Below are 20,275 nucleotides of genomic sequence, written 5' to 3'. Positions count from 1 at the left end.
CACGCCTCCCAGCGTACAGGAGACGTGTCGTTCAGGCATCTTATTATTTGCCGATCATGGTGGACATGGTCTGGGCGATAAACTGTGCTCTGGCACCGAAAATCACCTGAATACCGTTGTCGCCGACGAAGACCACGCCGCGCGCGCCGAGTCCGTTAAGACCGTCTTTATCCACCGCGTCGCTTTTTGCCACTTCCAGACGCAGGCGGGTGATACAGGCGCCGACGGAGTCAATGTTATGCGCGCCGCCCAGCAGGGTGATGATCTCGGTCGCGAGCTCGGAATCCGATTTTTCATCCGCGTTGGCGGTTACTTCGGTGCGGCCCGGCGTTTTCACGTCGAAACGACGGATCACAAAGCGGAACGTGAAGTAATAAATCAGGCCCATTGGAATGCCGATGATAATGGCGCTCAGGAAGTGGGTCTGGTAGCCGTTAAACGACGGCAGGATCCCGAATGACAGATAGTCGATAAAGCCTGCAGAGAACGACTTGGCGATATGCGCATGCAGCAGGTACATGGTCATGTAGGCCAGACCCGCCATGATGGCGTTAAAGACGTACAGAATCGGCGCCACGAAGATAAAGGTAAACTCAACCGGTTCGGTGATCCCCGTCAGGAAGCAGGTCAGCGCCGCGGAGAACAGAATACCGGCCGCGATTTTCTTATTCTTCGTATGGGCTTCGTGATACATCGCCAGGCACGCCGCAGGCAGCGCGAACAGCATCAGCGGGAATTCACCCTGCATGAACTTACCGGCGTTCTGGTAGGTGTCGCTGCTGAAGGATTTCACCCCTTCTTCCAGCATCTTGAACCAGATGGTCTGGTCGCCGTGGATCACCTGGCCTGCCTGGGTGGTGTAATCCCCAAACGAATACCAGAACGACGGATACCAGATATGGTGCAGACCGAGCGGGATCAGCGCGCGCTCCACCAGACCGAAGATAAAGGTCGAGGCCGCCTGGTTGTCGCCGTTAACGATCACGGAGAGGGCGTCGATACCGGCCTGGATATGCTGCCACACGTACGGCAGCAGCAGCCCCATCAGGAACGAGAGGAATGCCGTTGCAATCGCCACGAAGCGCTTGCCGGAGAAGAAGCCCAGGAATTCCGGAAGCTGCATGGTGTGGAAGCGGTTATAGCACCAGGCCGCGAGAATACCGCAGATCAGGCCGCCGAAGACGCCCATCTGCAGCGTCGGAATGCCCACCACCATGGCGTATTTCCCGCCCTGAGAGGCCATTTCCGGCGTGATGCTCAGCACGGTGCTGATGGTGATATTGGTGACAAACACCGACACCGCCGCGGACAGCGCCGCAATGCCGGATTCTGACGCCAGGCCCACGGCAGAACCAATGGCAAACAGCATCGGCAGGTTATCAAAGATAACCCCGCCCGCGTTCATCATCAGCGGCAGATGGAACTTATCGCCGAAGGCCAGCAGCAGGCCCGCAGCGGGAAGCAGTGAAATTGGCAGCATTAAGGCGCGACCAATCATCGATAACTTAGACAGCGATTTAACAAACCCTGATATCAGACTCATGCTGATTTCCCCCGAGTAGCGCTTTTTTTGGCGCTGTTATTGTAAGTAGAACGTTTTAGTAGAACGTTCTACTTATCGTGGGCAAAGCGTGAAAAACGCGCAACTGAATTTTCACTTTTCAACAGACGAAATACTGATTATTTGAAGTGGATCGATAAAAAACCGTGATGGGTGTGAGGGGATAGAGAAAGAAATTGCCGGGTGGCGGCTTCGCCTTACCCGGCCTACAAACGGAGACAGTACGTAGGCCCGGTAAGCGCAGCGCCACCGGGCATCAAACGGCTTACGCCGTCACGGTCACGCTCTGCCCTTCAAAGCTCACGGTCTGGCCCGCGACAATCTTGCAGCGCTTGCGGGTTTCCACCGCACCGTCAACTTTGACAAGCCCGTCGGCAATGGCAATTTTCGCCTGCGCGCCGCTTTCGCTCCAGCCTTCCAGCTTGAGCAGATCGCACAGCTCAACGTGCGGGTGTTTGCCTAATGAAAATGTGGCCATCTTACGCGTCCTCTACGTCGTGATATTCTTCGCATGCCTGCAGGGTATTCTGAATCAGCGTTGCGACGGTCATCGGGCCTACGCCGCCCGGTACGGGGGTAATGTAAGAGGCGCGCGCGGCGGCATCTTCATACACCACGTCGCCGACCACTTTGCCGTTTTCCAGACGGTTAATCCCGACGTCCACGACAATTGCGCCCTCTTTAATCCACTCGCCCGGAATAAAGCCCGGCTTACCGACCGCGACGATCAGCAGATCGGCGTTCTCAACGTGGTGACGCAGGTTTTTGGTGAAGCGGTGGGTAACGGTGGTGGTGCAGCCTGCCAGCAGCAGCTCCATGCTCATCGGGCGGCCCACGATGTTGGACGCGCCGATGACCACGGCGTTCAGGCCGTAAGTATCGATGTTATAACGCTCCAGCAGCGTCACGATACCGCGCGGCGTGCACGGACGCAGGCGCGGCGCGCGCTGGCACAGGCGGCCAACGTTGTACGGATGGAAGCCGTCCACGTCTTTATCCGGTGCAATACGCTCCAGCACCTTCACGTTGTCGATACCGGCGGGCAGCGGCAGCTGAACCAGAATACCGTCGATCTCTTTATCGGCATTCAGAGTGTCAATAAGTTCCAGCAGTTCTGCTTCGCTGGTGGTTTCCGGCAAATCGTAAGAGCGGGAGACGAACCCCACCTCTTCACACGCTTTGCGCTTGCTGCCGACATAAATCTGCGATGCCGGGTTACTGCCAACCAGCACAACGGCCAGCCCGGGGGCGCGTTTTCCGGCCGCTTTACGCGCCTTCACTTTTTCCGCGACCTCAGAGCGCACCTGCTGCGCAATCGTTTTACCGTCAATAATCTTTGCTGCCATCAGAGAGAAGATTCCGTCTGTAACGTTCGAAAGGGGGGATGCGTGTATTTTGTCAGAAGCGAGCCCCGCTGTCAGTCACCCTTTGCGCGTTTTTATCCGCAAGACGCAAAAACCCTTCTTAAGGGATGGTCAATTTCTTAGGCGGGATTAGGATGTGACCTGGTAAAATGGCAGCGTTTTGACATATTTAAAAATCTCCTCCTGAGCTACTTTGTCTCCTCCGAAATAAGCTTTCAATTACTCAATTGAACGTATTTCTTATTCCCGATTTTTCGCGGGAAGGGTTATTTACATTTTAAAGGAATAGACATGAAACTCAGCAACATTGCTTCTACTGTTATTGCAACTTTGGCCCTGGTTGCGGGTGCCGCAAATGCAGCGGATCCTGCTGCGCCGGTTTCCGTAAATGGCGGTACCGTACATTTTAAAGGTGAGCTGGTTAATGCGGCTTGTTCAGTAAATACTGATTCTTCCGAGCAGACCGTTAATCTGGGTCAGTATCGTACCGCGAAATTCACCAAAGTGGGCGACACCACCTCTAATATTCCGTTCAACATTGAACTGAACGATTGCGATCCGCTGGTGGCCAAAACCGCAGCCGTTGCGTTCACCGGTCAGATCGACCCAACCGACAAAACCCTGCTGGCCGTCACCTCCGGCAGCAACGACAACACCGCGAAAGGCGTGGGTATCGAGATCCTCGACAGCAAATCCAGCGTTCTGACCCCAGACGGTGCGACCTTCTCTGCTGCGCAGACGCTGATCGAAGGGACCAACACCCTGAAGTTCACCGCGCGTTATAAATCCACGGCTGCGACTACCGAGCCAGGCCAGGCGAACGCTGACGCCACCTTCGTAATGAAATACGAATAATTCCTCCGCACAGGGATGTTCAGGCCTCAGGGACGAAGCCCGTCATACGCTATTGCCAGGAACAAAGGATGACAAGGACAGGAACACTACTGCTGTTAACCCTTGCGATGGCTTGCCCGGCATCGGCGCATACCGTGGTGATCGAAGGCGGCAAGGTTCATCTCAGAGGTGAACTGGTGAACGGCGGCTGCGCCGTGGCGCCCGACAGCCAGAATATGCGCATCGATATGGGGCAGTACCGAACCAATTCATTTTCCGGCGTGGGCAGTTTTTCCACGGTGAATGTGCCTTTCACCGTACGGCTGCTGGACTGCAGCGTTGATGTTTCGCGCACCGTGGGGATCCAGTTTCAGGGGGCCACACCCGCAGAAGATCCTCAGGTCTTTCTGGCGACATCGCGACCAGGTGAAACGCCTGTCAGCAGCGGCGTTGGGCTGGCGCTCTTTGACGAGCAGCAGCGTCAGATTATCCCAAATGCCACGGCCGTCAGCTGGCTGCCGATCGATACCCGCGAGCTGGCGTTCCATTTTAGCGCCCGCTATCGGGCTATTTCCGAACACCTCGAGCCAGGCAAAATTCAGTCGGATGTCTGGTTTACGTTGATTTATCCATAACACCTGCGAACACATTATTAAAGGTACGGTTGTGATGAATACCCTAATTAAACCAGGACTTTTTTTATCGTTTATTTTAATGATGGTTTCTGCCTGCGCGAATGCATCCGGCGGTATTGCGCTGGGAGCCACCCGCGTTATTTACCCGGCGGACGCGAAGCAAACGTCGCTGGCGATCACCAACAGCAATAAACAGGAACGCTATTTAATTAACGCGTGGATCGAAAATGCGAACGGGCAAAAAGAAAAAACGTTTGCCGTCACGCCGCCCCTGTTTGTTAGCGAGCCGGACAGTGAAAACACGCTGCGCATTATTTACGCCGGGCCTGCGCTGCCTGCCGACCGTGAATCGCTGTTTTACATGAACGTGAAAGCGATCCCGTCAGTGAACAAAGCCAAAACGGAAAACAATAACGTGCTGCAGCTGGCTATCCTCTCGCGTATCAAGCTGTTTGTGCGCCCGAACAACCTGGCAATGCAGCCGGAAGAGGCGCTTTCCCAGCTGCGGTTTGAGCGCGCGGGTAACCATCTCAAAGTCAGCAACGCGTCTCCGTATTACATCACCCTCGTCAATCTGAAGCTGGGCGGGAAGACGCTGGATAACCTCATGGTGGCGCCGAAAAGCGCGGCACAGCAGGTGCTGCCAGCCGGTGCCGGCGGCACGCTCTCCTGGCAGAGCGTGAATGACTACGGTGCCATCACGCCGGCGCGTAGCGTCAACCTGTGAGCAGAGTCAGGGCGATGAAAAACCATCAGGGACGTTACTGCCCGGTTGCACTGGCGCTGATGGCTGCGCTCTGGCCGCAGGCTGGCTGGAGCGAAAGCTATTTCAACCCGGCCTTCCTGTCCGACGACACCGCCAGCGTGGCGGATTTGTCGCGTTTTGAACAAGGACACCAGCAGGCACCCGGCGTTTATCGCGTGGATATCTGGCGTAACGATGAATTTATCGGGACTCAGGACGTGCGTTTTGAGCAGGCGGAGAACACGCCGCCGATGGCGGGCGGGCTATCGCCGTGTATTACGCGCGCGATGCTCGACCGCTTTGGCGTCAACGTCGCGGCGTTTCCCGAGCTGGCTCAGGTCCAGGGTGAGGCGTGCGTACCGTTGACCACGGCCATTCCCGGCAGCGAAACGGTATTCAACTTTGCCTCACAGCGCCTGAACGTCAGCCTGCCGCAGGTGGCATTGCAGAACAGCGCCCGGGGCTACATTCCGCCGGAACAGTGGGATGAAGGCATCCCCGCCGCGCTGCTGAACTACAGCTTTACGGGCAACCGGGGCAGCGAAGACGACAGCTATTACCTCAACCTGCAGAGCGGGCTGAACTACGGCGCCTGGCGTTTACGTAACAACGGCGCATGGCGATACACGCAGACCAACGGGCAGCGGCACAGCGAGTGGCAGAATATTGGCACCTGGGCGCAGCGCACCGTGATCCCGCTGAAAAGCGAACTGGTCCTGGGCGACAGCAATACCGGCAATGACGTCTTCGACAGCATGGGGTTCCGCGGCGGACGGCTCTTCTCGTCTGACAGCATGTACCCGGACAGCCTGCAGGGCTACGCGCCCACCGTGCGCGGGATCGCCCGGACGCCCGCCAAAGTGGTGGTGCGTCAGAATGGCTACGTGATCTATCAAAGCTATGTGCAGCCGGGCGCATTTGCGATTACCGATCTCAACCCCACCTCCTCAAGCGGTGACCTGGAAGTGACGGTAGAAGAGAAAGACGGTACCCAGCAGCGCTATACCGTGCCGTACTCCACCGTGCCGCTTCTGCAGCGTGAAGGGCGCTGGAAGTATGACCTCGTCGCGGGGGATTACCGCAGCGGTAACAGCGATCAGGATACGCCGTTCTTCACCCAGGGCACCCTGATTACCGGGCTTGCCAACGGCTTTACGCTCTACGGCGGGACGCAGCTGGCGTCACGCTATACCGCGGTCGCCGTCGGGGCCGGAAAAAACCTGGGCGACTGGGGCGCGGTTTCGCTCGATATCACCCACGCCCGCAGCCAGCTCGCGGACGACAGCAAGCATGAAGGACAGTCCCTGCGCTTCCTCTATGCGAAATCCCTTAACGGTTTCGGCACCAACTTCCAGCTGCTGGGCTACCGCTACTCCACAAAAGGGTTTTACACCCTGGACGATGTGGCATGGCGCTCCATGGAAGGCTATCAGTATGCCGACAGCCAGGACGATAACGATGTGCCGGACGTGCAGAGCTATCACAACCTGACGTGGAATAAAAAAGGCCGCTTCCAGCTTAACGTTTCTCAGTCGCTGGGGGATTACGGCTCGGTCTATATCTCCGGCAGCGAGCAGACCTACTGGGGTACCGACGAGTCGAACCTCTGGTACCAGCTGGGGTATGCGGGGGGCATGAAGGGGATCAACTACTCCGTTTCGTGGTCGTGGAACAAATCCGTCGGGATCGACGGCACCGACCGGATCGCGTCGTTTAACGTCTCCGTGCCGTTCAGTATCTTTACCCGTCAGGGCTATCGCCGGGACAGCGCCATCGACAGGGCCTACGCCACGGCATCCGCCAGTCGGAACAGCGATGGCGACACGAGCTGGCAAACCGGCGTCAGCGGCACGCTGCTGGAGGACCGCAACCTGAACTACAGCGTGACTCAGGGACACACCAGCACCAACGGGTCAAGCGGAAGCGCCAGCGCCAACTGGCAGGCGACCTACGGCACGTTGGGCGTGGGCTACAACTACAGCGACGATCAGCACGATCTCAACTGGCAGCTCTCCGGCGGGGTCGTCGGTCATGCCGACGGCGTGACCTTCAGCCAGCCGCTGGGTGACACCAACGTGCTGATCAAAGCGCCGGGGGCATCCGGCGTCAGTGTGGAAAACCAGACCGGCGTGAGAACCGACTGGCGAGGCTATGCGGTGATGCCTTATGCCACCGTCTACCGCTACAACCGCGTGGCGCTGGATACCAACACCATGAGCAACAACACCGACATCGAAAACAACGTCAGCAGCGTGGTGCCGACCAAAGGCGCGCTGGTGCGCGCCAGCTTTGATACCCGCATTGGCGTGCGCGCCCTGCTGACGGTAACGCGCGGCAACCAGCCCGTGCCGTTCGGCGCGGTGGTCCGTGAGACCCGGAGCGGTGTCACCAGCATGGTGGGGGACGACGGGCAAATTTACCTGAGCGGGCTGCCGCTGGAAGGCGAGCTGCTGATCCAGTGGGGCGAAGGGGCGCAGTCTCAATGTCGCGCTCACTATCGCTTATCGCCTGAAAGTCAGAACCAGGCCATTACCATGGCGGGGGCCAGCTGTGATCGTTAACGGGGATCCAAAGATGCGCATTTTACGCAACGTAATGAGCTTTGCGCTGCTGTGCAGCGCGATGCCCGCTTGGGCAACGATTTGTCAGAACGCCAATGGGGTGGCGAAGGATATCTCCTACGATCTCTCAAACGTTTTTAACAGCTCCAATAACAAACCTGGGCAGATTGTGACCCTGGCGCAAAAGTCTGGGCTGGTCGGCGTGAATGCCATATGTCCCAGAGGGACGACAGGCAAGTCCACCATGCGTAGCTACGTCACCAGTCTGCCGATAACGACGGTGATTGATAGCTACAAGTATGTGAAGCTCAATGACTATCTTGATGGCGCGATGCAGATCCACGATGACTTCGCGGGGACGTTCTATCCGCCGGCGAACTACATCCAGATGGGGGAGCACCCTAACGTTCCGAAGAACAAAGCGTTTCCGGTTACCGACTCAAAGCTGGTCTTTCGCCTGAGAGTCACCCGACGGTTTATCAATATGGTGGTGATCCCTCAGCAAACCATGTTCACCGTGTATGTGACCACCACGCCATCTGACTCCCTGAATACGCCGGTGTATACCATCAGCTATAGCGGTACCATTCAGGTGCCACAAAGCTGCGCGATAAATGCCGGGCAGGTGGTGGAGTTTGATTTTGGTGATATTGGCGCATCGTTGTTCAGCCAGGCGGGTGCCGGAAACCGTCCCCAGAAAGTCTCGCCACAAAGTAAAACCATTGCCATTAAGTGTACGAACGTGGAGGCCAATGCGTATCTGACGATGCGTATCGAGGCGGAAAAAATCGCTGGCAATGCGCTGGCATCCGATAACCCCGATCTGGGATTTGTGGTGGCGAACGATAGCGGCACGCCTCTGACGCCTAACAACCTGAACAGCAAAATTCCGTTCCGCCTGGATGACAGTGCACAGGCGCAGGTGGGGATCCGCGTCTGGCCGGTAAGCATTACCGGGAATAAACCCGCAGAAGGCCGGTTCACCTCTCGCGGCTATCTCCGCGTGGATTACGATTAAGGGGGAGAGATGCGGAACTGGAAAGGACATGTTACTGCGCTGGCGCTGGTGATGTTTCAGACCAACGCGTGGTCAGTGACAGCACTGGGCGAGATCAATATTCAGATGTCCGGCAATATTGTTGATTTTACCTGCGTCGCGGAAGGCAGCGACAGCGACAAGACCGTCACGCTGGGCACCTGGCCCACGAAACAGCTCAGCACCACCGGGAGCCGCACGCAGCCCATGCCGTTTACGCTGAAGCTGACCGGCTGTCCGCCGGGTGCCGCGTCGATTACGTTTTCGGGCAAAGCCGACGGGAGCAATAACGGTTTGCTGGCGCTGAACGACGCCAGTACAGCGAGCCGTGTCGCGGTAGAGATCAGGGATGCGGATAAAACGCGTCTGGCTCTCCAGCAGGCCAGCCAGCCGGTCTCGGTTGATGCGCAGGGGAATGCAACATTGTCGTTTTATGCCAATTATATTGCCACTGCAGATAACCCTCAGCCCGGACGAGCCGATGCGGATGCCACCTTTATGATTAACTATAATTAGCACTGACCGCACTCCCTGCAGCTCAGATAAGCTGCAGGGAGTGAATTCAGGTTAAAGCAGCTCGTGCGCTTTGGCGTAGTCGATTAATTCCACGATGCTTTGCACGCCCAGCTTGGAATAAATATTGGATTTATGCGCGCTAATGGTTTTGTTGCTTAATAGTAGCTGTTCAGCAATTTCCTTATTGGATAATCCATTCGCCAGATAGCGTAATACCGTGACCTCGCGATTTGATAATGGCATATCGACTGCCATCCCTTTGCCTGAACCCAAATGGTTTATAAAGTTCAGCGTTTCCGATGGGAAAAAGGAATAGCCCATCAGGATCATTTCTACGGCGTTGTAGATCTCACCCAAATCTTTTCGTTTACTGACGAAACCATTTGCCCCGGCGCGAATGGCGCGACCCGCGTAAAATAACTCTGATTTAGATGAGAGGAACAGAACCTTAATGTCTTTGTTTAAGTTTCTGATTCTCTTAAGTAAAGCGAAAGCATCCGTGCCCGTGAGTTCAATGTCAAGGATCACCAGATCGATAGGGTGATTACGGATACAGTCAAGGACTTCATGGCTATCGCCAGACTTGAGCTTGACTGTGATATTCTTATTTTTCTGTAGCAGGACTTCTATCGACATTCTGACGATAGGATGTTCGTCCATAATGATAACGGATGCCGGTTTCATTTTTAATGCCTCAGATTGTTAAAAGCGTTATGCAGAGTTTGGTAAAACTCTCGAAATGCCGGAAGGATATAATGTGCAGATCCCTATACCGTAGTATTTCCCTGGAAAGAGCGAAAGCATCCTTGTTTACGTAATGAAAAGAACTATGCCTCAGCGCGGTCATCTCATTTGGCTGGTGTTGGCAAAAAGGTTTTTCTTATTCAGATTTGGTACGCTTCTTATTATACAGGGTAAGTTTTTTCCGAAAACCCTGTAAATTAATCACAGGATATTGGTTTGTATCATCTTCTGGATCTGAATCGCTATTTTTTTAAATTTAGCGGAAATATCCTGTTATCCCATTTACCGCATATTTTCATCTTTATGTAATAACAAAAAATAACAGATATCTCTGTATGTTGATCAATTGTTAACAAAAATACGCATCATTTTGGGGGACTCGCCCGGTCTGATGAGGTGAACAATTGCCCTCGCAGGCCGTCAGACCTTCATCTGAAAGCGTGAAGGTTGACCTTCAGCTCCGCAACTCCTGCACAGGAGAACATGCTATCTGCTTCGCTTTTCCCTCCAGGGCGCAGTCGCTAAGCTGCTTGTTTTTACATCATTATCATCTTGTTAACGCTGTCTGCATTCACTTAACGGATGGAGGAAAGTGCTGCCGTTCGTTCAATTTGTGGCATTTCACAAGGTTCTCGCCCATAAATTAGGAATAGTTATAATTTCGACTTTATTGTTAAAAATTAACATTTTTGAAACACGAATGGTAAGTAAATTCTTAAAGCGCTTTAGGAAATAAGGGGTTAGGACGTGAGTGAAAACGTGCAGTCTGAGAGGTTATTAAGAAGATGCAACAATTCCTGTCGATGACTCAGCCCCAGCTTCACCAGGATGCAGCTAAGACGATAGATAATGCGGCTATACGGACGATTCTGCATAAGGGCAATCTGACGTAACGTCTTGCCCCGGGAGAGTTCCTGCAGGATCGGCCATTCATTGCGGTTGAACCAGTCTTTGTCGGAGCCCTGTGGCGGGCGGGCATCCAGCAGGCTGTGCTGGAGTGCCGCGGCGTTCAGCTGGCGCTCGAGCACATGAAAGGGACCTGCCGCTTTGCAGAAAAGGCGGGTGTCGTAATTATCGGCCCGGACTAACAGCCAGGGCGTCAGGAACGGAGGAAACAGGCTATGCCTTCTCAACTGATCCAGTTTCTCCAGAAGCCCCGTTGACCGGCTTTCAATATCCACGACCAGACGGGCGGAGGGCCATTGCGTCTGTGCGACAAGGGCGTCGTCCAGCGTGGCGAAATCGCAGCAGCTGCTCAGGGGAAACTGCCCGTTGAGAAAACCGGTGCGCAGGAAATGATCCTCAGTCACCAGGAGAATAAACGGGGCGTCTGTTTTGCGGGGCTGGCTGATGGACTGGCTCAAAAATTCGAGCCGGTCGAAAAAGGGGGGAGCAAAAGGTGAGCGCGTAAATCCCAGTGCATCACTTCCTGTACGCCGCCGCCGGTAACGGCGCACTGTCATTCGCATGGTCTCCCTCCTGGAAATGGCGTTTTAATCCTCCGGCCATGTCCAGGACGGCCAGTAATATCCCTGGCCGAAGTCTGCGCCTGCCTGCAGTGCCCAGGTACGATCGCGTTCAGTCTCAATACCTTCGATAAGCACTTTCCCGGCAAGCTGAAAGCAAAGGGAAACCAGTTGCCTCAGCGCAGGGGTGTCGCGTAAACGCCAGAATGCTTCCTTATCTATTTTGATGCCGCTTAACGGAAGTCGACAGGATAAAAACGACTGCACTAAGACATCATCAATGTCATCCAGCCAGATAGCGTGCCCCTGTCTGCTCAGCTGCTGCAGATTCTGAACCACGCGCTGCTTCTGCGCGACGGACAGCGCCAAAAAAGCCGCAAGGTCGACAAGCTCAATATTGAGCGGCACGCAGGGGAGTCTGATGAGCCGCTGGAAGGACGCAGGCTCTGTCAGGACGGTTATCGGCAGATTAATAAAAAGGTTATGACCGTGCGGCGTATTTTTTAACGCAGCAAGCTGCGCCTCAAGCAGCGTTAGCGACCAGCCAGCGGACCGATCGCAAAAAAAATCCTCACTGTGCCGCGTATCGGCCAGGACGCTAAGGACCTCGACGCCAACCTGACGCAAAGAGGCGAGGGCGACGATAGGCTCAAGCTTAATGCCGACGATGTCCTGAGAGAGGTACTGTAACCGGGGGGGCGTATCGATCAGGTTTTGCGCTGTCACTCCATTGTCCTGTTGTCTGTCAGCCTCCAGGCGGCCGGGATACCTGGCTCTAGTGTGACGAGCTGACGTTCAGGAAAACAGCAGGCGTTACTTAAATGCAACTAAGCCTTTTCGCAGCGCTAAATTTTACGGTAAAACAGGGAGGAATGTTGAGAAAATAGCCGTATTTACAATCGGCTAGCGGTAATTGGCCCTGAAAACGGAAAAGGCATTGACTCACCTGCCATTGACCGTATAATTCTTCGCGTTTCACCACCGCGAAGTACACGCTTCTCAGTGCGCCCTTAGCTCAGTTGGATAGAGCAACGGCCTTCTAAGCCGTAGGTCGTAGGTTCGAATCCTACAGGGCGTGCCATTTCATTTCATAGAGTTACGCCTCACTCACATCCTCCTGATTTCCGTTGTGGGACATATTTGGGACATCGACCCTAAAATTTATCGGTCATGAAGGACATTTATGTGGTATCTACTCGCAATTTCGCTTGCCGCACTTTCCCTTAATAAAAGCCTGGCTTACCTGCTGCTGGGATTAACGGCATTTCTCGGCTGGAAACAGAGCATTCTTGACGCCCCGGCGCTGCTGGTTATTGCGTCAATCGTTATTGGCTGGTCTGTTGTTGAATGGCTACGTAATAAGGATGATAAATATACTTATCTGATTGAAGGCCTGTGTGTGATCATCGCCGTTGCCCTGGTTATGCATGTGCTCCCGGGCTTCCATAATCCCAAAGTGCTGGATGCTGTCGTCGTTGGTCCGCAAAGCATACCGTTCAGTATGTACTTTAATATGGACAAGGCGGTGGTGCCGTTCTTTTTAATTACGTGCATGCCAACGCTATTCGTAGCAAAACCCCTCTATAAAATGGGCAAGCTCGGCTGGGTAATATTGGTACTTGCGGTACCCGCGCTGTTACTTCTGGCTGTGGCGTTGGGCGGGCTGAGAATTGAGCCACATGCGCCAGAATGGTTCGCGCAATTTGCCCTTGCGAATATTTTCTTCGTCTCTTTGGCCGAGGAAGCCCTGTTCAGAGGCTACCTGCAGCAGCGCTTGTCCCGGATCGTTCATCCTGTTGTCGCGTTGTTGATGGCCTCAGTCCTCTTTGGGCTGATGCATTATAGCGGCGGTTTACTGCTGATTATTTTTGCCAGCCTCTCCGGCATTATTTACGGCCTGGCGTGGATGTGGAGCGGCAGGCTCTGGGTTGCAACGTTATTCCATTTTGGGCTGAACTGCGTGCATTTATTGTTCTTCACCTATCCTGTGTATGCCCCTCATGCGGCTATGTGATGCTTTTTAAATGAGTAGCCTAATAAATTTAGCTACCTCCGGATAAGCATAAAAAGCCCCCGCAATATCGGGGCTTTTTTATATCTGCCGGGCGCGAATAACAGTTTTACCTTCGCGCTATAATGAATAGAAGGCTAATGAATTTCGTTGTTGGCAGGCTTAAGGTTTTCTTAATCTAGAAATTATCTCGCATTAAAATTTGGATTTTTATCATTACAAAATCGGCTAAAAAGAAATTTTACACTTTTACGCGTAAACTGGATTGATACTAATTATCATTAGCGTTGTTGTATGCTTTAATCCTGTCCCACAAAGCTATGAGTGGTTACTCCCGTTGGTCTATTAAGGATATGTTCATGAATTCTCGCCTGCTGTCCTGCTTCTCGCTTGCCTTGTTGTCACCACCCCTTTTCCTTTCCACACAGTCGGTTGCCGCCGATAACAACGACGGTATCGTTATTTATAACGCGCAGCATGAAAACCTGGTGAAGTCGTGGGTTGACGGTTTTACCAAAGAAACCGGGATTAAAGTCACTTTGCGTAATGGTGATGACAGCGAGCTGGGTAACCAGCTGGTGCAGGAAGGCAGCGCATCGCCGGCAGACGTGTTCCTGACGGAAAACTCGCCGTCCATGGTGCTGGTGGATAACGCCAACCTGTTTGCCCCGCTGGATTCAGACACTCTGAAGCAGGTACCGGCAGAGTATCGTCCGGCGCATGGCCGCTGGATCGGCATTGCTGCCCGCAGCACGGTGTTCGTCTATAACCCGGCGAAACTGAGCGAACAGCAGCTGCCTAAATCGCTGATGGATCTGGCGAAACCCGAGTGGAAAGGCCGCTGGGCGGCATCACCGTCAGGCGCGGATTTCCAGGCTATCGTGAGCGCGATGCTGGCCCTGAAGGGCGAGAAGGCCACCCTGGAATGGCTCAAGGCGATGAAAGCCAACTTCGTGGCCTATAAAGGCAACAGCACCGTGATGAAAGCGGTCAATGCGGGTCAGATTGATGGCGGGGTGATTTATCATTACTACCGTTTTGTCGATCAGTCCAAAACCGGTGAAAACAGCAAAAACACCCAGCTCTACTACTTTAAGCACCAGGACCCGGGCGCGTTTGTGAGCCTCTCCGGCGGTGGCGTGCTGGCGTCCAGCAAGCACAAAGCGCAGGCGCAGGCCTTCATCAAATACATTACCGGCAAAGAAGGTCAGGAAAGCCTGCGTACCAACAACGCCTTTGAATACGCCGTGGGCGTGAACGCGGCCTCTAACCCGAAACTGGTTCCGCTGAAAGATCTTGATGCGCCGAAAGTTGAACCTTCAACGCTCAACAGTAAGAAAGTTATCGAGCTGATGACGCAAGCCGGTCTGCTGTGATCCTGAGAGTGAAGTGAACGTCTTATGTCTGGTCTGAGTCTCGACATCGGAAAAAACAGAGTGCAGGAGCCTGCCCGCAGGCGTCCTGCACTGCCGATGGTTGCGTTAGCTGTCTTGTTTTCATTACTGGCGCTTCTGCCTTTGGGTTTTATCATTGCCATTGGCATTGAGACGGGCTGGGAAACGATAAAGGCGCTGGTGTTTCGCCCGCGTGTGGCTGAGCTGCTCAGCAACACGCTGTGGCTGACGGCTTTAGCGGTTCCGCTGTGTATCGTGACGGGCGTGGCGATTGCCTGGCTCACAGAGCGCACCCAGCTTGCCGGACGGGGCATTTGGTCCGCGCTGGCGGTCGCCCCGCTGGCCATTCCCGCGTTTGTGCAAAGCTATGCCTGGGTGAGCGTGGTTCCGTCGATGCACGGGCTCTCCGCGGGCGTGTTTCTCTCCGTGCTTGCCTACTATCCGTTTATCTACATGCCGGTTGCGGCGGTGCTGCGCCGCCTTGACCCGACGCTCGAAGATGTCGCCGCGTCGCTCGGCACCCCGCCGTGGAAGGTCTTTTTCCGCGTGGTGCTACCCCAGCTCAAGCTGGCTATCTGCGGCGGCGCGCTGCTGGTGGCGCTGCACCTGCTGGCGGAATATGGTCTGTACGTGATGATCCGCTTTGATACCTTCACCACGGCCATTTATGACCAGTTTCAGTCTACCTTCAGCGGCCCGGCAGCAAACATGCTGGCGGGCGTGCTGGCTTTGTGCTGCCTCGCTATCCTGGTGCTGGAAGGCGTGACGCGTGGAAAAGCACGCTACGCGCGCATTGGCGCCGGGGCTGCGCGCGAGCAGAAACGCTGGCCGCTGAAGCCTGCGGCTGCCGCGCTGGGGCAGCTGTTTTTCATGGTGCTGATCGTCCTGGCGCTGGGCGTGCCGTTAGCTGTTCTGTGTCGCTGGATTTGGCTCGGCGGGGTGGAAAACTGGATAAGCGCCGATCTCTGGCACTCGCTGCGCCAGACGCTGATGCTCGGCGTGGGCGGCGCGCTGCTGACGACGACGTGCGTGATCCCCATCGCGTGGCTCGGTATCCGCTACCCGCACCGTATCTTCCGGATGCTGGAAGGGTGCATCTATATCACCAGTTCGCTGCCGGGCATTGTCACGGCGCTGGCGCTGGTCACCGTCACCATTCATTACGCCCGTCCCATTTACCAGACGGAAATTACCCTGTTCCTTGCCTACCTGCTGATGTTTATGCCCCGTGCGCTCATCAACCTGCGGGCGGGGATTGCGCAGGCGCCGGTTGAGCTGGAAAACGTGGCGCGCAGCCTTGGCAGCACGCCCGCGAAGGCGCTCTGGAGCGTCACGATGCGGCTGGCCGCGCCGGGGGCGGCGGCGGGGGCCGCGCTGGTGTTCCTCGGCGTCAGCAACGAGTTGACTGCCACGCTGTTACTCTCTCCCCTGGGCACGCGCACGCTCTCAACCGGATTCTGGGCGCTGACCAGCGAAATTGACTATGTCGCCGCCGCGCCTTACGCGATGCTGATGATCCTGATTTCCCTCCCGCTGACCGCCATTCTCTATATGCAGTCGAAGAAAATTGCAGGGCTATGACATGCTTGAATTAACCGCCATTTCTAAATCGTTTGCTGATGTGCAGGTGCTCGACAGCTTAAACCTGAGCGTTGCGCCGGGGAGCAGAACAGCCATTGTCGGGCCGTCGGGGTCAGGTAAAACCACGCTGCTGCGTATTCTTGCCGGGTTTGAGACGCCCGACACCGGTCGTATTGTTATGCAGGGGAGAACCCTGTTTGATGAAAACCGTTTTGTCCCTGCCCACCAGCGCGGGATCGGTTTTGTGCCTCAGGAGGGCGCGCTGTTCCCGCACCTCAACGTGGCAGACAACATTGCCTGGGGGCTGGACGGGACCCGCCACGAAAAACGCCAGCGCGTTGAGGCGCTGATGGAGATGGTTTCGCTGGACAGGCAGCTCGCCACGCACTGGCCTCACGAGATTTCCGGCGGACAGCAGCAGCGCGTGGCCCTTGCCCGTGCGCTGGCCCAGCGTCCTTCACTGATGCTGCTGGATGAACCGTTCTCGGCGCTGGATACCGGCCTGCGCGCCATGACGCGTAAGGCCACGGCCGATCTGCTGGCCGAAGCGGGCGTGGCCTCGATTCTGGTTACCCACGATCAGAACGAAGCGCTCTCCTTTGCCACGCAGGTTGCCGTCATGCGTTCCGGACGCTTCACGCAGGTCGGGACGCCTTATGAGGTTTACACCCGTCCCGTTGACGAAGAGACGGCGCTGTTTCTTGGTGATGCGCTGATCCTGCCTGCGCAGCTCACCGCGGGCTACGCCCTCTGCGCCCTGGGTGAGGTGCCCACAGACAACCCGCTGGCGACAGGGCAGGGCAGAGTGATGCTGCGCCCGGAGCAGCTGAGCGTGACGGCATGCGCCTCACATGAAAGCCCGATCTCCATTCTTGATGTGGATTTTACCGGTCACCTGTCGACGCTCACCCTTGGGCTTACCGGACAGCCGCAGCCCGTCACCCTCAAGACCGTCAGCCAGCCTGGATGGAACCCGGGCACGGCGGTTCGCATTGATATTGCTGGCACCGCGCGTGTATTCGACTATTCTTAATATTCATTAATAATTTCATGCAATGGGTTGTTATAAAAGAATTTTCCAGAATATATGGCATTTCCTGAGATTCTCTACCATGCTCATAAAACCTCACCATCATGCGTGAGGTTTTTCGTAGTTGCTGATTAATCTCAAGGAAAAAGGTTATGATAAAGACGACTGCTATTTTGTTGGGAACGGCGTTACTGTTTACGACCAATGCTTTTGCTGCCCAACTGCTGACTAAAAATGAGTTCAAGAAAGTCGAGTCTCAGTATCAAAAAATCGGTACGGTAAGCACCTCAAATGAAGTATCGGTTGATGATGCAAAAAAAGAACTGATTGAGAAAGCCGATAAGCAAGGCGCGGATGTTCTGGTGCTCACCTCAGGGAACACCAACAATAAAATTCACGGTACGGCTAATATCTACAAGAAAAAATAACGTCATTGCAGCCACCCCATTTTGGGGTGGTTGTTCCTCATCCTGTCTCCCCACCTCTTCCTGTTGTTCGCGGTTACGCTTGCTAACGCATGGATAATGCGTATAGTTCTCATTTGCATTGCTATCGATACATTCTAAGGCCTGACAACGGGCTATTTTTGCGCGCACTTTCAAATGAGTTAACGATGAACAACACCAGAATACACAAAACGCTGCTGGCGCTCGCCGTTGGCGCGGTAACGCATTCCGCCTTCGCGGCGGACGATCAAAAAGAAGATACCCTCGTTGTGCACTCTGCACCGGTCAACGATTTCAAATCCGGTGGCGACCAGCTGGTACCGGCCTTCCTTGACGGACAGGTGGCGAACGGCGGGCGTATGGGGATGCTCGGTCAGCAGAACGCCATGGACGTGCCGTTCAACATCATCAGCTACACCTCGAAGCTGGTGGAAGATCAGCAGGCGAAAACCATTGCTGACGTGGTCGCCAACGACGCGGGCGTACAGTTCGTTCAGGGGTACGGCAACAGCGCGGAAACCTACCGCATCCGTGGTCTGAAGTTCGACGGCGACGACATGACCTTTGGCGGACTGTCCGGCGTGCTGCCGCGTCAGGTGGTGGATACGCAGATGGTTGAGCGCATTGAGATCTTCAAAGGGGCAAACGCCCTGATGAACGGCGCGGCGAGCTCGGGCGTGGGCGGGATGATCAACCTTGAGCCAAAACACGCGGGCGAACTCCCGCAGGCGAAAGTGGGCCTGGACTACACCTCCGATTCTCAGATTGGCACCACGCTGGATGCGGGCCGTCGCTACGGCGACAGCGACCAGTTTGGCGCGCGGGTGAACCTGGTCCACCGCGAAGGGGAAACCGGCATACCGAACGACCGCCGCCGCACCACGCTGCTCTCCACCGGTCTGGATTACAAAGGCGACCGTTTCCGCACCTCGCTGGATCTGGGTTATCAGAAGAAAACCTTCCACGGCAGCCCGACCAGCGTCAATATTTCGGCGGTGGATTTCGTGCCCGAGCCGCCGAAAAACGATCGCAATTTCTCGCAGAAGTGGGCCTACAGCGATATCGAAAACGAATTTGGGATGTGGCGCAGCGAGTACGACATCACCGACGGCTGGACCGCCTATACCGGGCTTGGCGCGCAGCACGCGCACGAGGAAGGGATCTACAGCGCGCCGAAGCTGCTGGATAAAAGCGGTAAAGCAACGGTCAGCCGCCTTGATACCAACCGCATCAGCGATTCCGTCAGCGGCATGGCGGGCATTCGCGGTAATTTCAATACCGGCTTCGTCTCGCACAAGGTCAACGTTGGCTATTCGGCGATGACCAAAAATGAAAAGATCGCGTGGAAAATGTCGGCGGCGAAGGATAACCCGACCACCAACATCTACCACAACACCGGCGTGGATATGCCGGACAGCACCAACCTCAACGGCTCAGGCGGGAAGTACAGCGATCCGCTGACCAGCGGGCGCACCCGCACCCAGGGCTGGCTGTTGAGCGATACCCTGGGCGTGCTGGATGACAAACTGCTGTTCACCGCTGGCGCGCGCCATCAGAAGGTGGTCATTCGCGGGTATAACAAAGTTACCGGTGCGGAAAACGCGGCAGACGGCTTCGACGGCAGCCGCTGGATGCCAACCTACGGCGTGGTTTACAAACCGTGGGAAGAAATTTCCCTTTACGCCAACCACACCGAAGCGCTGCAGCCGGGCAAAACCGCGCCTAACACCGCCACCAACTACGGCCAGAGCACCGGTATCGTTCACTCTAAGCAGAACGAAGTGGGCGTGAAGGCGGACTTTGGCCGCGTGGGCGGATCGCTTGCGCTGTTTGAGATCAAGATGCCGTCGGCGATCCTCGATGCTAACAATCACTATGGCCTGGATGCCGAGCAGCGTAACCGCGGCGTGGAGCTGAACGTCTTCGGCGAGCCGATGCTCGGGATGCGCCTCAACGCCAGCGCCACCTGGCTGCAGGCGGAGCTGACCAAAACCAAAAACGGCGTAAATCAGGGCAACGATGCCATTGGTGTCCCGAACTTCTACGCCGTGCTGGGGGCAGAGTATGACATCAAGCCGATTGATGGCCTGACGGCGACCGCCCGCGTCAACCACTCTGGCGCGCAGTACGCCGATCTTGCCAACACCAAAAAGATCGACAGCTACACCACGCTGGATCTGGGGATGCGCTATCGCTTCGCGATGAACCACAATGCAAACCAGATGACGGTGCGCGCGGGCATCGACAACGTGACCAATGAAAACTACTGGGCCAGCGTGGACGATTCCGGCACCTACATCACGCAGGGCGAGCCGCGTACCTTTAAGGTCTCGGTTGGCTACGAGTTCTAA

18 protein-coding genes and 1 tRNA gene are annotated in these 20,275 nt (G+C 55.5%); 13 read left to right on the top strand and 6 right to left on the bottom strand.

Annotation, left to right across the window (positions count from 1 at the left end; genetic code table 11):
• Positions 1–43: 43 nt before the first annotated feature.
• The 3 genes from HMPREF3143_RS01030 to folD form a co-directional block, all read right to left on the bottom strand.
• Entirely contained in the window at positions 44–1,543 is a 1,500-nt protein-coding gene (locus tag HMPREF3143_RS01030; protein WP_023343521.1) for a PTS transporter subunit EIIC, read from the bottom strand.
• Between the two features lie 283 nt (positions 1,544–1,826).
• Positions 1,827–2,039, bottom strand: coding sequence for a ribosome-associated protein YbcJ (gene ybcJ / locus HMPREF3143_RS01025; RefSeq protein ID WP_004143016.1), 213 nt, complete (start codon positions 2,037–2,039; stop codon positions 1,827–1,829).
• Position 2,040: 1 nt separating this feature from the next.
• Positions 2,041–2,907 (bottom strand): bifunctional methylenetetrahydrofolate dehydrogenase/methenyltetrahydrofolate cyclohydrolase FolD, encoded by an 867-nt coding sequence (folD, locus tag HMPREF3143_RS01020; protein WP_008499332.1) that lies wholly within the window; start codon positions 2,905–2,907, stop codon positions 2,041–2,043.
• A gap of 309 nt (positions 2,908–3,216) precedes the next feature.
• Between folD and fimA the strand changes: the two genes are divergently transcribed.
• The 6 genes from fimA (at position 3,217) to sfmF (ending at position 9,252) form a co-directional block, all read left to right on the top strand.
• Positions 3,217–3,780 carry a type 1 fimbrial major subunit FimA gene (fimA, locus tag HMPREF3143_RS01015; RefSeq protein ID WP_008499333.1) on the top strand — a complete coding sequence of 188 codons (564 nt, stop codon included), beginning with the start codon at positions 3,217–3,219 and terminating at the stop codon, positions 3,778–3,780.
• A 68-nt stretch (positions 3,781–3,848) separates the two neighbouring features.
• Positions 3,849–4,394 carry a type 1 fimbrial protein subunit FimI gene (gene fimI, locus HMPREF3143_RS01010; protein ID WP_008499334.1) on the top strand — a complete coding sequence of 182 codons (546 nt, stop codon included), beginning with the start codon at positions 3,849–3,851 and terminating at the stop codon, positions 4,392–4,394.
• 34 nt (positions 4,395–4,428) lie between these two features.
• Positions 4,429–5,121, top strand: a complete 693-nt coding sequence (gene fimC, locus HMPREF3143_RS01005) for a type 1 fimbria chaperone FimC (protein WP_023326827.1) — start codon at positions 4,429–4,431, stop codon at positions 5,119–5,121.
• A gap of 14 nt (positions 5,122–5,135) precedes the next feature.
• Positions 5,136–7,700 carry a fimbrial biogenesis usher protein gene (locus tag HMPREF3143_RS01000; protein WP_070531449.1) on the top strand — a complete coding sequence of 855 codons (2,565 nt, stop codon included), beginning with the start codon at positions 5,136–5,138 and terminating at the stop codon, positions 7,698–7,700.
• Positions 7,701–7,713: 13 nt separating this feature from the next.
• The gene (gene fimH / locus HMPREF3143_RS00995; protein ID WP_070531447.1) at positions 7,714–8,718 is read left to right on the top strand and encodes a type 1 fimbria D-mannose specific adhesin FimH; all 1,005 of its coding nucleotides are present in this window, start codon (positions 7,714–7,716) and stop codon (positions 8,716–8,718) included.
• Between the two features lie 9 nt (positions 8,719–8,727).
• A complete protein-coding gene (gene sfmF, locus HMPREF3143_RS00990) occupies positions 8,728–9,252 on the top strand; it encodes a fimbria assembly protein (RefSeq protein WP_070531444.1) in 525 nt (174 codons plus the stop codon).
• Positions 9,253–9,303: 51 nt separating this feature from the next.
• Here the strand turns inward: sfmF and fimZ are convergent, their stop codons facing one another.
• The 3 genes from fimZ to HMPREF3143_RS00975 all read right to left on the bottom strand — a co-directional run bounded on the left by fimZ (position 9,304) and on the right by HMPREF3143_RS00975 (position 12,188).
• Positions 9,304–9,936: a fimbria biosynthesis transcriptional regulator FimZ gene (gene fimZ, locus HMPREF3143_RS00985; protein ID WP_008499339.1), complete on the bottom strand. Its 633-nt coding sequence runs from the start codon at positions 9,934–9,936 to the stop codon at positions 9,304–9,306.
• An 800-nt stretch (positions 9,937–10,736) separates the two neighbouring features.
• The gene (locus HMPREF3143_RS00980; RefSeq protein ID WP_023326829.1) at positions 10,737–11,465 is read right to left on the bottom strand and encodes a helix-turn-helix transcriptional regulator; all 729 of its coding nucleotides are present in this window, start codon (positions 11,463–11,465) and stop codon (positions 10,737–10,739) included.
• 24 nt (positions 11,466–11,489) lie between these two features.
• Entirely contained in the window at positions 11,490–12,188 is a 699-nt protein-coding gene (locus tag HMPREF3143_RS00975; protein WP_008499341.1) for an EAL domain-containing protein, read from the bottom strand.
• 278 nt (positions 12,189–12,466) lie between these two features.
• Here HMPREF3143_RS00975 and HMPREF3143_RS00970 point away from each other — a divergent pair.
• The 7 genes from HMPREF3143_RS00970 to HMPREF3143_RS00940 all read left to right on the top strand — a co-directional run bounded on the left by HMPREF3143_RS00970 (position 12,467) and on the right by HMPREF3143_RS00940 (position 20,275).
• A tRNA-Arg gene (locus HMPREF3143_RS00970) sits at positions 12,467–12,543 on the top strand.
• Positions 12,544–12,645: 102 nt separating this feature from the next.
• Positions 12,646–13,476 carry a CPBP family intramembrane glutamic endopeptidase gene (locus tag HMPREF3143_RS00965; protein WP_023343525.1) on the top strand — a complete coding sequence of 277 codons (831 nt, stop codon included), beginning with the start codon at positions 12,646–12,648 and terminating at the stop codon, positions 13,474–13,476.
• 356 nt (positions 13,477–13,832) lie between these two features.
• Positions 13,833–14,849 (top strand): iron ABC transporter substrate-binding protein, encoded by a 1,017-nt coding sequence (locus HMPREF3143_RS00960; protein WP_070531442.1) that lies wholly within the window; start codon positions 13,833–13,835, stop codon positions 14,847–14,849.
• 24 nt (positions 14,850–14,873) lie between these two features.
• Positions 14,874–16,448 (top strand): ABC transporter permease, encoded by a 1,575-nt coding sequence (locus HMPREF3143_RS00955; protein ID WP_070531439.1) that lies wholly within the window; start codon positions 14,874–14,876, stop codon positions 16,446–16,448.
• 1 nt (position 16,449) lies between these two features.
• Positions 16,450–17,481 (top strand): ABC transporter ATP-binding protein, encoded by a 1,032-nt coding sequence (locus HMPREF3143_RS00950; protein ID WP_021241597.1) that lies wholly within the window; start codon positions 16,450–16,452, stop codon positions 17,479–17,481.
• Between the two features lie 149 nt (positions 17,482–17,630).
• Positions 17,631–17,906: a DUF1471 family periplasmic protein YahO gene (gene yahO / locus HMPREF3143_RS00945; protein WP_070531435.1), complete on the top strand. Its 276-nt coding sequence runs from the start codon at positions 17,631–17,633 to the stop codon at positions 17,904–17,906.
• A gap of 185 nt (positions 17,907–18,091) precedes the next feature.
• A complete protein-coding gene (locus HMPREF3143_RS00940; RefSeq protein WP_070531431.1) occupies positions 18,092–20,275 on the top strand; it encodes a TonB-dependent receptor in 2,184 nt (727 codons plus the stop codon).

This window comes from Enterobacter sp. HMSC16D10, from assembly GCF_001807145.1.
Classification (GTDB): domain Bacteria; phylum Pseudomonadota; class Gammaproteobacteria; order Enterobacterales; family Enterobacteriaceae; genus Enterobacter; species Enterobacter roggenkampii.
Note: the sequence above shows the minus strand (reverse complement) of the source record. Positions and strands in the feature narration are given on the sequence as shown.

Excerpts from the sequence above, each read along its gene's own strand:
- HMPREF3143_RS01030 (WP_023343521.1), bottom strand. The coding sequence starts at position 1,543 with ATGAGTCTGATATCAGGGTTTGTTAAATCGCTGTCTAAGTTATCGATG.
- ybcJ (WP_004143016.1), bottom strand. The coding sequence starts at position 2,039 with ATGGCCACATTTTCATTAGGCAAACACCCGCACGTTGAGCTGTGCGAT.
- folD (WP_008499332.1), bottom strand. The coding sequence starts at position 2,907 with ATGGCAGCAAAGATTATTGACGGTAAAACGATTGCGCAGCAGGTGCGC.
- fimA (WP_008499333.1), top strand. The coding sequence starts at position 3,217 with ATGAAACTCAGCAACATTGCTTCTACTGTTATTGCAACTTTGGCCCTG.
- fimI (WP_008499334.1), top strand. The coding sequence starts at position 3,849 with ATGACAAGGACAGGAACACTACTGCTGTTAACCCTTGCGATGGCTTGC.
- fimC (WP_023326827.1), top strand. The coding sequence starts at position 4,429 with ATGAATACCCTAATTAAACCAGGACTTTTTTTATCGTTTATTTTAATG.
- HMPREF3143_RS01000 (WP_070531449.1), top strand. The coding sequence starts at position 5,136 with ATGAAAAACCATCAGGGACGTTACTGCCCGGTTGCACTGGCGCTGATG.
- fimH (WP_070531447.1), top strand. The coding sequence starts at position 7,714 with ATGCGCATTTTACGCAACGTAATGAGCTTTGCGCTGCTGTGCAGCGCG.
- sfmF (WP_070531444.1), top strand. The coding sequence starts at position 8,728 with ATGCGGAACTGGAAAGGACATGTTACTGCGCTGGCGCTGGTGATGTTT.
- fimZ (WP_008499339.1), bottom strand. The coding sequence starts at position 9,936 with ATGAAACCGGCATCCGTTATCATTATGGACGAACATCCTATCGTCAGA.
- HMPREF3143_RS00980 (WP_023326829.1), bottom strand. The coding sequence starts at position 11,465 with ATGCGAATGACAGTGCGCCGTTACCGGCGGCGGCGTACAGGAAGTGAT.
- HMPREF3143_RS00965 (WP_023343525.1), top strand. The coding sequence starts at position 12,646 with ATGTGGTATCTACTCGCAATTTCGCTTGCCGCACTTTCCCTTAATAAA.
- HMPREF3143_RS00960 (WP_070531442.1), top strand. The coding sequence starts at position 13,833 with ATGAATTCTCGCCTGCTGTCCTGCTTCTCGCTTGCCTTGTTGTCACCA.
- HMPREF3143_RS00955 (WP_070531439.1), top strand. The coding sequence starts at position 14,874 with ATGTCTGGTCTGAGTCTCGACATCGGAAAAAACAGAGTGCAGGAGCCT.
- HMPREF3143_RS00950 (WP_021241597.1), top strand. The coding sequence starts at position 16,450 with ATGCTTGAATTAACCGCCATTTCTAAATCGTTTGCTGATGTGCAGGTG.
- yahO (WP_070531435.1), top strand. The coding sequence starts at position 17,631 with ATGATAAAGACGACTGCTATTTTGTTGGGAACGGCGTTACTGTTTACG.
- HMPREF3143_RS00940 (WP_070531431.1), top strand. The coding sequence starts at position 18,092 with ATGAACAACACCAGAATACACAAAACGCTGCTGGCGCTCGCCGTTGGC.